Source organism: Stappia sp. ES.058 (genome assembly GCF_900105595.1).
GTDB lineage: Bacteria > Pseudomonadota > Alphaproteobacteria > Rhizobiales > Stappiaceae > Stappia.
In genome coordinates this window covers 4422663-4435911 of record NZ_LT629784.1, presented here as the reverse complement: position 1 = coordinate 4435911, position 13249 = coordinate 4422663, and the positions used below count along the sequence as shown (strand labels likewise).

Genomic DNA, 13249 nt, shown 5'->3' with positions numbered 1-13249 from the left:
AACACCGGACACCGACAATGAGTGAAACTCTCCAGCCCGCAGACGGCGAAACCCGGCGCCTCTCCCGCTCCCGCCGGATCGCCGTCAAGATCGGATCGTCGCTACTGGTGGCCGATGGCCAGTTGAAGCGCGCTTGGCTCGCCGCGCTTTGCGACGACCTCGCCATGCTTTCTCGAGCCGGCGCGGAACTGATCGTCATCTCCTCCGGCGCCATTGCGCTGGGACGGGGTGTGCTCGGCCTCCCCGCCGGCCCGTTGCGGCTCGAACAGGCGCAGGCGGCCGCTTCGGTCGGCCAGGTCGCGCTTGCGCAAGCCTATGCGGAAGCGCTCGGCAGTCGGGGCCTTACTGCGGGACAGATCCTGCTCACCCTCGGAGACACGGAAGAGCGCCGCCGCTACCTCAATGCGCGCGAAACGATCGCGACACTGCTGAAGCTCGGGGCCGTGCCGATCGTCAATGAGAACGACACGGTGGCGACCTCCGAGATCCGCTACGGCGACAACGACCGCCTGGCGGCACGTGTCGCCACCATGTGCAGCGCCGATTGTCTTGTGCTCCTGTCGGATGTCGACGGGCTTTACACGGCCCCGCCGGCACAGGACCCGAATGCCGTCTTCCTGCCGGAAGTGCCGGCGATCACGCCGGAGATCGAGGCAATGGCAGGCGCAGCCGGATCGGAGCTGTCGCGCGGCGGCATGCGCACCAAAATCGACGCCGCCCGTATCGCCACATCCGCCGGCACGACGATGGCGATCGCCAGCGGAACCCGGATGAACCCACTTGCCGCGATCGAAGAGGGCGGGCGCGCGACATGGTTTTCAGCTCGGGCAACCCCCGCCAGCGCCCGCAAGGCATGGATCGGCGGACATCTGGAACCGCGCGGCGCACTGGAACTCGATGCCGGCGCGATCCGCGCCGTGGTTTCGGGACGCAGCCTCCTGCCGGCAGGTGTCCGGCGTATAGAGGGCACATTCACGCGCGGCGATGCCGTGCGGATCGTCGCTCCCGACGGACGTGACATCGGGCGCGGGATCGTCGCGTACGACCATCCCGAAGCGACGATGATCATGGGTCGCAACAGTCGCGAAATAGAGACGATCCTCGGCTACGCGGGGCGCGCGGAGATGGTGCATCGCGACGACCTCGTGCTGCGCTACCAGCCAGCCGGCCCCTGCCCAATCGACGAGACAACGGAAGAGGAGCGCGGACATGCTTGATCGCTCACGGAACGAGAACACCGATATTGCCGGCTTGATGCAGGATATCGGAACGCGTGCCCGCGCCGCCGCACGAGGTCTGGCAACGGCGCCGTCCAGGCAGAAGACCGACGCCCTTCTCGCTATGGCAGCCTGTGTCCGCCAGGCTCGCGACGCCATTCTGGCAGCCAATGCAATCGACCTGGAGGCGATGCGGGCGAACGGCCAGACCGCCGCCTATCTTGACCGGGGAACGCTCGACGCCGCGCGGATCGAGGCAATCGCCTGCGGACTTGAAGCCGTTGCAACTCTCGACGATCCGGTCGGCTCCGTCATCGCGGCCTGGGACCGGCCAAACGGCCTCAGGATCGAGCGGGTGCGTACACCGCTTGGCGTCATCGGCGTCATCTACGAAAGCCGGCCGAATGTGACGGCGGACGCCGGCGCCTTGTGCCTGAAGGCGGGCAATGCCGTAATCCTGCGCGGCGGGTCGGACACGATCCGCTCCAACCTTGCCATTCATGCCGCGCTGGTGCAGGGGCTTGCGCGCGCGGGCCTGCCCGAAGCCGCGATCCAGATGGTTCCCGTGACCGACCGCGCCGCCGTTGGCGAGATGCTCTCCGGGCTTTGCGGCACGCTCGACGTGATCGTCCCGCGCGGCGGCAAGAGCCTCGTCGCCCGCGTTCAGACCGAAGCGCGGGTGCCTGTCTTTGCCCATCTGGAAGGCCTGTGCCACCTGGTGATCGACAAGGCCGCCGACCTCTCCATGGCGCGCGACATTGCGGTCAACGCCAAGATGCGGCGAACGGGCATTTGCGGTGCGCTGGAGACGCTGCTGATCGATCGCGCCGTCGCCGAGACCCACCTCAAACCAATCTGCGAGGCGCTGATCGCGGAAGGCTGCGAGATCCGGGGCGATACGGAGGTCTGTGCCGCCATCCCACGCGCGGTGCCCGCCACCGAAGATGACTGGAACACCGAGTATCTTGACGCGATCCTCTCGGTTCGGATCGTCGACGATCTCTCAGCGGCTATCGATCATATCGAAACCCACGGGTCTCATCATACCGACGGCATCGTGACGGACGACCCTGCAGCGGCCGAGCGATTCTTCGCGGAGGTGGATTCCGCCATCCTCACACTCAACGCCTCAACGCAATTCGCCGACGGCGGCGAATTCGGCATGGGTGGCGAGATCGGGATTGCCACCGGACGGATGCATGCGCGCGGTCCGGTCGGCGTCGAACAGCTTACGAGCTTCAAGTACCGGGTTACGGGCACCGGGCAGGTCCGGCCCTGAATGGATCGGCCCCCCATGCATCGGCCCGGCGCGCGATGACCGACAGCTTCGCAAGTGCGGTTGCCGTCCGCCACCTGCGGATTCCGCACACAGAACCGGAGTGCACGGTCGGCCTGTTCGGCGGTTCGTTCAATCCGCCGCATTCCGGACACCGACTTGTCGCAGACACTGCGCTCAAACGGCTGGCACTAGACCAGATCTGGTGGCTGGTGACGCCGGGAAACCCGTTGAAGGATCCGGGCGAGCTGGAACCGCTGACGGACCGGATCGCGCGTGTCGAGGAGGTCGCAGATCACCCGCGCATGCGCGTCACGGCGCTTGAGGCGGGGTTGGGAACAAGCTATAGCGCGCGAACGATCCTGAACCTTCGGCAGAAGCGTCCGCGCGTGCGCTTCGTCTGGGTGATGGGAGCCGACAACCTTGCCGGCTTCCATCGGTGGCAAGCGTGGCGCTCGATATTCGAGAGCGTTCCCGTCGCGGTGGTTGATCGCCCGGGAGCGACCCTTTCGGCCCTGTGGTCTCCGGCGGCCCAGACATTCGCGCGCTCGCGGCTTCCGGAGGAGCGGGCAATACGGCTTGCGACCCTGGCGCCGCCGGCCTGGACTTTTCTTCATGCGCCGCGCGACCCGATGTCGTCGACGCATCTGCGCGCCACCGCTCGCCCTTGGTGAAATTGCGATGTCTTGAAAAGGCCAACAAGCGAAGCTTATCTTTGTTCATGGGGAGACAGTCGCACGCTGCCTCTGTCCCCATGAGGTCGGGTGACGAGCATCCCGCTCGCGCACCCATGGATGCAAACTGGACGAAAGGCAATCCGTCTGAGCATGACCTTCGAAACCGAGGGGACGGCAGCGACCGCTCCTCATCACGTCGCAGCCAGCACGCCTCCGCGTGCGCACCTGCGCGAAACCGTCTTGGCCTCCCTGTCCGATTCAAAGGCCGAAGACATCGTCTCCATCGACATCACCGGCAAATCGCCGATGACCGATCAGGTCGTCGTGGCGTCGGGACGGTCGCATCGGCATGTCGGCGCCATCGCCGACCACCTGTTGCGCGACCTCAAGGAAGCCGGACACGGCGGTGCCCGTGTGGAAGGCATTCCCCAGTGCGACTGGGTCCTGATCGACGCCGGTGACGTCATCATTCATGTCTTCCGACCGGAGGTTCGCGCCTTCTACAACATCGAAAAGATGTGGTCGGTGGACGACAACACGCCGGTTCACTACGCCGGCTAGCCGATGCGGCCCGGCCGGCACGACGGCCGGGATCCATGCATCCAGACATCGTGGCATCGCGGTGAAGGGGTTTTTGCGTCCGCAAGGATCTCGGGCAGAACGCGCCTGAGCTCAATGCCGTTCGGCATTGCCAGACCTCGGCCCGGAAGCCGGTTCCGGGACACGCATCCACGTGTGCCGACTCCCCAACGACCGGCCCAGCGAAACCTCCATGCGTGTCCACATCGCCTGCATCGGCCGATTGAAAAACGGCCCCGAACGAACACTCTTCGAGCGATACGAGGACCGGATCGGAAAGGCCGGTCGCGGTGTATCGGTCGGCCCGCTATCGGTCACGGAACTCGGCGAATCACGGGCCCAGCGGGACGACGACCGCAAGGCCGAGGAAGCCCGCGCGCTTCTGGCGGCAATGCCTGCCGGCGCCGTGATCATCGCACTCGACGAAGCCGGCAAGACCCTCTCCAGCGCGGCCTTTTCGCACGAATTGCTGCGGCTGCGCGATGCCGGCACAGGCGATATCGTGTTCGCCATAGGTGGTCCTGACGGACACGGCAACGCCCTTTTGGAAGCAGCACGCGTGACGCTGGCGTTCGGCCCGATGACCTGGCCGCACCAGATTGCCCGCGTGCTTCTTGCAGAACAGATCTACCGGGCGATCACGATCGCCAGCGGTCATCCCTATCATCGCGCGTGACAAGCGTCCGGTCCCTGCCCGTATTCCGCCCTATTTGTCATTTAGCTTTTTTGGGGAGTTGGCAGGGATTAACGGTTTACCATTCGTTAGGGTTGACGTTTCGTTAAGAAGACTGAGGCACTCTCGTTCCTTGAGGAATACCGGTCTCGGTCCCCGTTACGATATGCCCGTTGTTGGCGGTCTCCGCGCTTGACCGCCGCACGAAAGCGGGCGGAGTGGTGAATGCGCAAGTATCTGCCGATCATGTTGCGGACAGGACCGCTGGTCGTTGCCCTTTGGCTCGCGCTCGCGCCTTGCAATTTGCCTGGGATCACCGGGCATGCATCGGCGCAGGAGGGAGCCGGGGAAGCGACGGATCCCGATGGATTGTCCGCAGCACAGCAACCGCTTGCGACACGCAAGGCCCGGCGGGAAGAAGAGCTTTCCGCACTGACGCGGGATCTCACGCTGTCGGAGGACAAACAGGCCGCGATCGCCCGCGAGATCCGTACGATCGAGCGAGACCGCAAAGCCCTCAACGCGGAACTGTTGCGAACGGCGCAACGGGTCACGCAACTCGAAGAGCAACTGGCGGCGACCGAAGACAGGTTGCGCCGTCTTGGAACAAACGAGGACGCGGTGCGCGCATCATTGGCAGAACGTCAAGATGTCCTGTCCGAGGTACTGGCGGCGCTTCAGCGCATTGGCCAGCACCCTCCGCCAGCGCTCGCCGTCCGGCCGAAGGATGCGCTTGGTGCCGTGCGCAGCGCATTGTTGTTGAACGCCGTCATGCCCGAGATTCATCTCGAGGCCCAGGCACTTGCCGGGGACCTGTCCAGCTTGCGCCAGTTGCGCATATCCAGCGCTGCCGAGCGCGACCGGCTGGTCTCCGATGCACGGCGCCTGACCGAGGAACAAGCCCGGGTGGAACTGCTTGTCGCTTCCAAGAAGCAGGAACGCGAGACCACGCAGGCGCAACTTGCAAAAGAACGGTCCCGTTCGGAGGAACTGGCAAACGAGGCCGAGAGCCTCAAGGACCTGATCGCGACCATGGAGCGAGACATCGCCAGTGCGCGCGCCGCCGCCGAGGCGGCCCGCAACGCCACCAAGGCGCGTGACGGACAGACGGTTCCGGCAGACCCCTTCAGCGATGCAGGGCGGCTTGCCCCGGCAATTTCCTTCGCGCAGGCCAAGGGAAAGCTGAACCTTCCCGTCACCGGGACGACCTTGCGCGATTTCGGCATGGATGACGGCTTCGGGGGACAGACCCGGGGACGCTCGATTGCCACACGCACCGGTGCGCAGGTCGTGGCACCCGTCGACGGCTGGGTCGTCTATGCCGGGCCGTTCCGCTCCTACGGTCAGGTCTTGATCCTGAACGCCGGCGACGGATATCATGTGCTCCTTGCCGGAATGGATCGAACCAGTGTGGAGCAGGGTCAATTCGTGCTTGCGGGAGAGCCGGTGGCAGCCATGGGCGAAACCCGGGTCGCCAGCGCCGCGACACTCGACCTGTCAGCACCCCAGCCGGTGCTCTACGTAGAGTTTAGGAAAGACGGCATTTCGATCGATCCCACCCCGTGGTGGGTTCGGCCCGAAGACGAAAAGGTTCGCGGATGATTCGGAAAGCTTCCCTGTTGCTGGTCGGTGCGCTCATTGGTGGCGCAACTGTCACGGCCCTGTCCCAGATGCCCGTGCGCGTGAGTGGAGTGGCGAATGCAGCCGCTTCTGACACGTACCGGCAACTCAACCTGTTCGGCGACGTGTTCGAGCGTGTTCGCTCCGACTATGTCGAGACCCCGGATGATGCGGCTTTGATCGAGTCTGCGATCAACGGCATGCTCAGTTCGCTGGACCCCCATTCGAGCTATCTCTCGCCCAAGCACTTTCGGGACATGCAGGTGCAGACCCGCGGTGAATTCGGCGGTCTTGGGATCGAGGTCACGATGGAAGACGGCCTCGTAAAGGTCGTCACGCCGATCGACGATACACCGGCCTTCCAGGCGGGGGTGCTTGCGGGCGACCTGATCACCCACCTCGACGGCGAACAGGTCCAGGGACTTACACTGTCCGAAGCAGTCGAGAAGATGCGCGGCCCGGTCAACACCGGGATCGATCTGACGGTTCGTCGCGAAGGTGTGAGCGAACCGCTCAACATAACGATTACGCGCGACATCATCCGGATCCGCTCCGTGCGCCATCGCGCGGAAGGCGACATCGGCTACGTTCGCGTCACGCAGTTCAGCGAGCAGACCTTCGACGGCGTCCAGGCGAGCATCGAAGAGCTGAAGGAGACGATCGGAGAGGACAAGCTCAAGGGCTTCGTGCTCGACCTGCGCAACAACCCAGGCGGCCTTCTCGATCAGGCGATCGCGGTTTCCGACGGCTTCCTCAAGCAGGGCGAGATCGTTTCGACACGCGGTCGCGATTCCAATGAAACCCAGCGCTACAATGCTCGCTCCGGCGACCTCGCGGACGGGTATCCCGTAATCGCGCTGATCAACGGCGGTTCGGCATCCGCGTCCGAGATTGTGGCTGGCGCCCTTCAGGATCATCGCAGGGCTACGATCCTCGGCACCCGCTCCTTCGGCAAGGGATCGGTGCAGACCATCGTTCCGCTCGGCGCAAACGGCGCAATCCGGCTGACCACCGCACGGTACTACACGCCATCCGGCGTCTCGATCCAGGCCAAGGGCATCACGCCGGACATCGAGTTCCTTCAGGAGCTTCCCGAGGAGCTGCGCGGCAAGGTCGAAACCGAAGGCGAGGCCGGACTTCGCGGCCATCTGAAGGGCGAAGGCGAAGACGAGGAAGGCTCCGGGAGCCAGGCCTACGTGCCGCCGGACCCGAAGGACGACGCACAGCTCAACTTCGCACTGGATCTGCTCAACGGCGTTCAGGTGAACAGTGCCTTTCCACCGGTTGGCGACCAGAAGGCCGGCATTCCGAACTGAAAAACCCAATGACCGTTCGCGGCGACCGTAGGGAGTGGCCGCCGCGAACGCCCGTCGAACACAACACATGAGGTACCATGGCGGGGAAGGATCTGTCGGCTCCGCTGGGGCTTGGCAAGCGCAAGTACTTCAATCTTCCCCTCGGACTGATTGGCGCCAGCCTTCTGACGGTCCTGGTTACGACAGGGCTTGTCTGGATCGGCGTCGTCGACGACCCGCTCGGCGGGGAACCGACGGCAACCGTACCACTGGAACGGTCACTGGAAGGCCTGTCCTCGCGCGATTTCGGCGTGGTCGAGATTCGCCCATCCCTCCCGGAGGGCGCACAGGATCCGACTGCAGAAAACGCCGCCGACCAACAGGCGCTCGGACCCAGATTTGAGCCCAAGCCGCTTTCCGGCGCGGATGCTCCCGAATCCCGTCCGGACGACGGTGCCAGCGCCATTGCCAACGGCCTGTCGGTTCGAGCCGATGCGAGGGTTACCGAACCCGGTCCGCACGGCCCCCTGCCCAAGGTCTCCGACAGCGGCCTGCGCCCTCTCGACGTTTACGCAAGGCCCGCCAGCCAGTCATTCGCGTCGATCCCCAAAATCGCGATCATCGTCGGCGGCCTCGGCCTGTCCCAAACCGGCACCCAAACGGCGATCGAAGAACTGCCGCCGGAGATTACGCTGGCCTTCGCCCCCTATGGCGGCAGCCTCGACCGCTGGATGCAGCGGGCCCGGCGCGACGGCCACGAACTCCTTCTTCAACTGCCGATGGAACCATTCGACTACCCTGACAACGACCCTGGGCCCCATACGTTGCTCGTCAGCCACAACACACGCGAAATGGGCGAACGCCTGTCCTGGCTGCTCAGCAGAATGACCAACTATGTTGGCGTGATGAACTACATGGGCGCCCGCTTCACCACCGCGGAAGAGCCGCTGGAGAAGCTGCTGACGGAGATTACCGATCGGGGCCTGATGTTCGTCGACGACGGCTCGTCCTCGCGAAGCCTTGCAACGGCGACGGCCAGCGGTCTTCGCACACCGTTTTCGCATTCGGATCTCGTCATTGACGACGTCCCGCGCCCAAAGGACATCACCGCCCGACTGCTGCAGCTTGAAGGCACCGCCCGTGCACAAGGCGTTGCTGTGGGCATCGCGACCGCGCTTCCCGTGACAGTCGAACTTCTCGCGCAATGGTCGAAGGATCTGGACGAACGCGGTCTCCAACTGATCCCCGTGAGCGCGTCCATCGACCGAACGGCCCGCTGAAGAGCGCGCGGCCCGGTCCGGCGGACAAGACCCTGCCTGCTCTCCGTGCATTTCCCTGGCGGCCGACGTTTTCACACGATCGGAAAATGCTTTACGACACAACATGAGACCGAGACCGATCCGGAGCATGTTCATGTCCAGTAGTACCCCCCAAAAGCTTTATCGTCCCTGCGTTGGCATCATGTTGCTCAATCCAGCCGGCCGCGTCTGGATCGGCAAACGTCACCCGGACACCGGCGCGGACGAGACCCACGCCTGGCAAATGCCGCAGGGCGGGGTCGACAGGGGCGAAACGCCGCTGGAAGCGGCCCGGCGCGAACTCTACGAGGAAACCTCCATCCGCTCGGCAAGTCTGATCGCCGAGGCGCCGAACTGGGTCTCCTACGACTACCCGCCGGAAGTGACCAAAAACCGACGCACCATGCGCTACAGGGGACAAACACAGAAATGGTTCGCCTTCCGCTTCGAGGGGCAGGAAGCAGAGATCGACATCCTCAATCCGCCCGACGGCCACAACCCGGAATTCTGCGAATGGCGATGGGCGCGGGCATCCGAGCTTGCGGGGCTCGTCATCCCGTTCAAGCGCCCGACCTATGAGGCCGTGATCGACACCTTTGGTCGCCTGACCTCCTGAGACAAGGTCCGCGACCACACGCCCGGTTCAATCGCCCGGCGATCGGCGCTAGTCTCTTCACCGACAACAACAACGACCCGGCACTGTCAGACGTATTACGCGCGAGCGCCGGGCGGGACGAGAAGAGGGAAAACATTTCATGGATCTCGGAGCCGGGCTCAAGGGACAGCGTTTGCTGATCACCGGGGGTTCAAGCGGGCTGGGAGCGCATTTCGCCAAACTCGCGGCACGCAACGGCGCGTCGATCGCGGTCGCCGCACGGCGCAAGGACCGGCTGGAAGCGTTGGTCGACGTTCTCAAGGAACTGGGTGCGCCGGAGGCAGTGGCGATCGGCCTCGATGTAAGCGACGGCGCGGCGATCCACGCGTGTGTCAGGGATGCGGTCAGCGCGCTCGGCGGTCTCGACGTGCTTGTCAACAATGCGGGAACCGTAAGAAACGGGCTGGCAATCGACCAAACGGCGGAAGACTTCGATGCTGTCATGTCGGTCAACCTGCGCGGGGTCTGGCTGATGGCGGTTGCCGCCGCGCGCCACTGGCGTGAGACCGAGACGCCCGGAAACATCGTCAACATCGCATCCATTCTCGGCGAATTCGTCAGTGTCGGAACGGCATCCTATGCTGTTTCGAAGGCAGGCGTTGTCCAGATGACCCGGGCGCTGGCGCTGGAGTTTGCCCGTCACAACATCCGCGTCAACGCACTGGAGCCGGGCTACTTCGAAACGGAAATCAACCAGGGCTTCTTCGACACCCAAACCGGCAAGGAGATGATCAAGGCCATCCCCATGCGCCGCATTGGCCGATTGAAGGATCTGGACGGCCCCTTCCTGCTGCTGGCGAGCGATGCCTCGTGTTTCATGACCGGTGCGGCGATTCCCGTCGACGGCGGCCACCTTCTCGCCTGAGGACTGCATCCATGGATTTTTCTATCGACCCCCGCCACGCGGATCTGCGCGACAGGGTGCGCGCCTTTGTCGCCGAGCACATCCAGCCGCTAGAAGGTGACCCTGCGAACTACAACGAATTTGAAAACATTCGCATGGACCTGCGCGACGTCATCCGCAAGAAGGCGCGGGCCGCCGGTCTGTGGAACCCGCAGTTGCCGGAAACCCATGGCGGTCTCGGCCTTTCCATGGTCGGACAGAGCATCTTCTACACCGAGGCCAACCGTTCGATCTTCGGCCCGTCCTGCTTCAACTGCGCGGCGCCCGACGACGGCAACATGCGGGTGCTGGAAACGGTCGGAACCCAGGCGCAAAAGAACTGGTGGCTGAAGCCGATCGCCGCCGGCGAGGCCAATTCCGCCTTCGCCATGACGGAGCCGCACCCGGGCGGCGGATCGGACCCCGGCATGATCCGAACCCGTGCAGAGCGCCATGGCGATACGTGGCGTATTTTTGGCCACAAGTGGTACATCTCCGGCGCGGCGGTCGCGAAACACTTCATCCTGATGGCGCGTACCGACCCGAACCCGGAAGAAAAGCGGCGCCACCTGACAGGCTTCCTGTTTCATGCCGACCAACCCGGCTGGCGGATCGTTCGGCGTATCGGCAACATGGGCCCGGACGAGCATGGCGGCGTCTGCGAGCTGGAATTCGACGGCCTGGAGATCAAGGACGAGAACCGGTTGATGGAGATCGGCGACGGCCTGCGGTTGACGCAGACCCGTCTCGGCCCGGCGCGGCTTACCCACTGCATGCGCTGGCTGGGGCTGGCCCAGCGCTGCATGGAGATCGCTCAGGCCTATGTCAACGAGCGCGAAGGCTTCGGCACGAAGCTCGGCGACCGGGAATCGGTTCAGCTCGCGCTCGGCGAACTGGCCCACAACATCCAGATCGGCCGCCTGCTGGTCTTCCATGCCGCGTGGATGCTTGACCAGGGCGACAAGGCCCGCGCGGAGGTGTCCTCGGCGAAGATCCATGTTGCCGACACGCTGCACCAGGCAGCCGATACCGCGATCCAGCTCAATGGTGCGCGCGGCTATTCCACCGACACGATCCTCGAATGGATCTACCGCTATGCACGTGCAGCACGACTGGTCGACGGCGCGTCGGAAGTGCACAAGATGGTGCTGGCGCGGCTATACAAGAAGGAAGGCACCGACTACTGGCGTTGAGCGGCAACCCACTCCGCTCGGACATCACCATCCGTTTCCCGCTGTTCGTGATGGTCGGCCAGCCGCTTGAAGGTCGCTGCCGGAACGAGATGGCGAAGCGCCCAGACGGCAGCACCACGGACCAAAGCATTCCCGTCGCCAAGCAAGGCGACGATGTGCTCCGTCAACGCGGGATCGCCAGAGTTTCCCGCCGCGATCAGAACATTGCGCAAGAACCGGTCGCGGCCGATCCGCTTGATCGGCGACCCGGAGAACAAGGTGCGAAATCCCGCGTCGTCCAGCGTGAGCAGCTCGGCCAGTCGCGGGGCGACAAGATCTTCGCGCGCCCGAAGCTTTGCCTCCCGCGCGGTCTGCGCGAATTTGTTCCAGGGACAGGCGGCAAGGCAATCGTCGCAGCCATAAATCCGGTTCCCCATGGCCGCACGAAACTCATGGGGGATCGGTCCTTTGTGCTCGATCGTGAGATAGGAGATACAGCGGCGCGCATCGAGGCGGTAGGCGGTCGGGAAAGCCTGCGTCGGACACACATCCAGACAGGCCCGGCAGGAACCGCAATGATCCGTCTCCGGCGCGTCGACCGGCAACGGCAGGTCGGTGAAGATCTCGGCCAGGAAAAACCAAGAGCCGAGATCGCGCGACACGAGATTGGTGTGTTTGCCCTGCCAGCCGAGACCGGACGCCTGCGCCAGCGGCTTTTCCATTACCGGCGCGGTGTCGACGAAGACCTTGACCATACCCTCCACGCCCTGCCGGCGGGCCTGTGCGAGAAGATGCTGGGCAAGCTCCTTGAGCCGGCCCTTGACAAGGTCGTGATAGTCCCGGTTGCGAGCATAGACCGATATCGAGGCGGCCGTGGGCTCATCCAGAGCGGCGAGCGGATCCCCTTCGCCGGCATAGGTCATGGCGAGCGTGATGATCCGGCTTGCCTGCGGCCACAGCGCGCGTGGCAATCCACGGCGTTCTTCGGTCTCCGCCATCCAGTCCATCGTCGCGTGGTGACCATCCGCCAGAAATCGCCGGAGACGCCCAGGCGCTTCGGGAATGGCATCGGCTTCGGCAATCGCGCAGGCGTCGAAGCCGAGCTCCTCCGCCTTCTTGCAGAGGCTCGTCTTCACACGCGCAGCGGCTTTTTCCGACAATACCTGCGTTTCTAGAAGTCGAGATCCGCGTAGCTCGGGGCTGGCGGCATGCCCAGCATCTTTTCCGCCAGAAGCGGACGAAAGCTTGGACGCGACTTGATCCGCGCGTACCAGGCCTTCACGTTTTCCTCCTCCGCCCATGGCACCTCACCCAGATAGTCGGCACAGGACAATTCCGCGGCCACTGCGAAATCGGCGAAACTCAATCGCTCGCCTGCAAGCCAGTTCCGCGACGCCGCGAGATAGCCAAAGTAGCGCAAATGATGTCCGATGTTGGAGCGCGCAGCCCTCAACACTGCGGAATCCGGCGACCCGCCACCCATCGAAGACGGCATCTCCTGCTTGTAGATGCGCTCGCGCACGAAGGGGCCGACCACATCGCCGTCGAGCTTGTTCACAGCCCAATCGACCAGCCGACGCGTTTCCGCGCGCGCGTCGGGATGATCGGGCATCAGCCGGCGGTCGCCAACCGCATAGCCGCGCGTTTCATCGAGATACTCCATGATCGCGAAGGCGCCGGACACCGGCGGCCCGTCGTTTTCGCGCAGGACCGGCACCGTTCCCGCCGGATTGAGCATCAGAAAATCGCGGCGGCGCTCCCAAGGGCGTTCCGTCACGAGCTCCACCTTCGCGCCGTATTCACTCAGCACAAGCTGAAGAAAACGCGATGCAGGGGAAAAGGGATGGCGATAGAGAACCAGCATAACAGGATTGTAACTGCTTAGGGTTAATCAAACGATGCGA

Annotated in this window: 13 protein-coding genes; 11 read left to right on the top strand and 2 right to left on the bottom strand. The window is 64.2% G+C overall.

Annotated features, from left to right (window positions below):
* The first annotated feature begins 17 nt into the window (after window positions 1-17).
* From proB to BLU32_RS20645, 11 genes are all read left to right on the top strand, one after another.
* Complete coding sequence (proB, locus tag BLU32_RS20695; protein ID WP_093810096.1) at window positions 18-1217, top strand: glutamate 5-kinase; 1200 nt, start codon at window positions 18-20, stop codon at window positions 1215-1217.
* Window positions 1210-2496 (top strand): glutamate-5-semialdehyde dehydrogenase, encoded by a 1287-nt coding sequence (locus tag BLU32_RS20690; protein WP_093810094.1) that lies wholly within the window; start codon window positions 1210-1212, stop codon window positions 2494-2496. The genes proB and BLU32_RS20690 overlap by 8 nt, the downstream gene beginning before the upstream one ends.
* 35 nt (window positions 2497-2531) lie before the next feature.
* Entirely contained in the window at window positions 2532-3167 is a 636-nt protein-coding gene (locus tag BLU32_RS20685; RefSeq protein ID WP_093810092.1) for a nicotinate-nucleotide adenylyltransferase, read from the top strand.
* A gap of 153 nt (window positions 3168-3320) precedes the next feature.
* Window positions 3321-3731, top strand: a complete 411-nt coding sequence (rsfS, locus tag BLU32_RS20680; RefSeq protein ID WP_197673660.1) for a ribosome silencing factor — start codon at window positions 3321-3323, stop codon at window positions 3729-3731.
* 211 nt (window positions 3732-3942) lie between these two features.
* Complete coding sequence (gene rlmH, locus BLU32_RS20675; protein ID WP_093810087.1) at window positions 3943-4425, top strand: 23S rRNA (pseudouridine(1915)-N(3))-methyltransferase RlmH; 483 nt, start codon at window positions 3943-3945, stop codon at window positions 4423-4425.
* Window positions 4426-4647: 222 nt separating this feature from the next.
* Window positions 4648-6024, top strand: a complete 1377-nt coding sequence (locus tag BLU32_RS20670) for a murein hydrolase activator EnvC (RefSeq protein WP_197673659.1) — start codon at window positions 4648-4650, stop codon at window positions 6022-6024.
* Window positions 6021-7358, top strand: a complete 1338-nt coding sequence (locus tag BLU32_RS20665; RefSeq protein WP_093810085.1) for a S41 family peptidase — start codon at window positions 6021-6023, stop codon at window positions 7356-7358. Before BLU32_RS20670 ends, BLU32_RS20665 begins: the two co-directional genes overlap by 4 nt.
* Before the next feature lie 77 nt (window positions 7359-7435).
* On the top strand, window positions 7436-8617 hold the full coding sequence (locus BLU32_RS20660) for a divergent polysaccharide deacetylase family protein (RefSeq protein WP_093810082.1): 1182 nt from the start codon (window positions 7436-7438) through the stop codon (window positions 8615-8617).
* Between the two features lie 133 nt (window positions 8618-8750).
* Window positions 8751-9251 carry an RNA pyrophosphohydrolase gene (locus tag BLU32_RS20655; protein WP_093811414.1) on the top strand — a complete coding sequence of 167 codons (501 nt, stop codon included), beginning with the start codon at window positions 8751-8753 and terminating at the stop codon, window positions 9249-9251.
* Window positions 9252-9390: 139 nt separating this feature from the next.
* On the top strand, window positions 9391-10155 hold the full coding sequence (locus BLU32_RS20650) for an SDR family NAD(P)-dependent oxidoreductase (protein WP_093810080.1): 765 nt from the start codon (window positions 9391-9393) through the stop codon (window positions 10153-10155).
* An 11-nt stretch (window positions 10156-10166) separates the two neighbouring features.
* Window positions 10167-11366: an acyl-CoA dehydrogenase family protein gene (locus tag BLU32_RS20645; protein ID WP_093810078.1), complete on the top strand. Its 1200-nt coding sequence runs from the start codon at window positions 10167-10169 to the stop codon at window positions 11364-11366.
* On the opposite strand, the gene queG is transcribed toward BLU32_RS20645, so the two are convergent.
* The gene (gene queG / locus BLU32_RS20640) at window positions 11354-12505 is read right to left on the bottom strand and encodes a tRNA epoxyqueuosine(34) reductase QueG (protein ID WP_093810076.1); all 1152 of its coding nucleotides are present in this window, start codon (window positions 12503-12505) and stop codon (window positions 11354-11356) included. The genes BLU32_RS20645 and queG overlap by 13 nt on opposite strands.
* 11 nt (window positions 12506-12516) lie before the next feature.
* On the bottom strand, window positions 12517-13209 hold the full coding sequence (locus BLU32_RS20635; protein ID WP_093810074.1) for a glutathione S-transferase family protein: 693 nt from the start codon (window positions 13207-13209) through the stop codon (window positions 12517-12519).
* Between the last annotated feature and the right edge of the window lie 40 nt (window positions 13210-13249).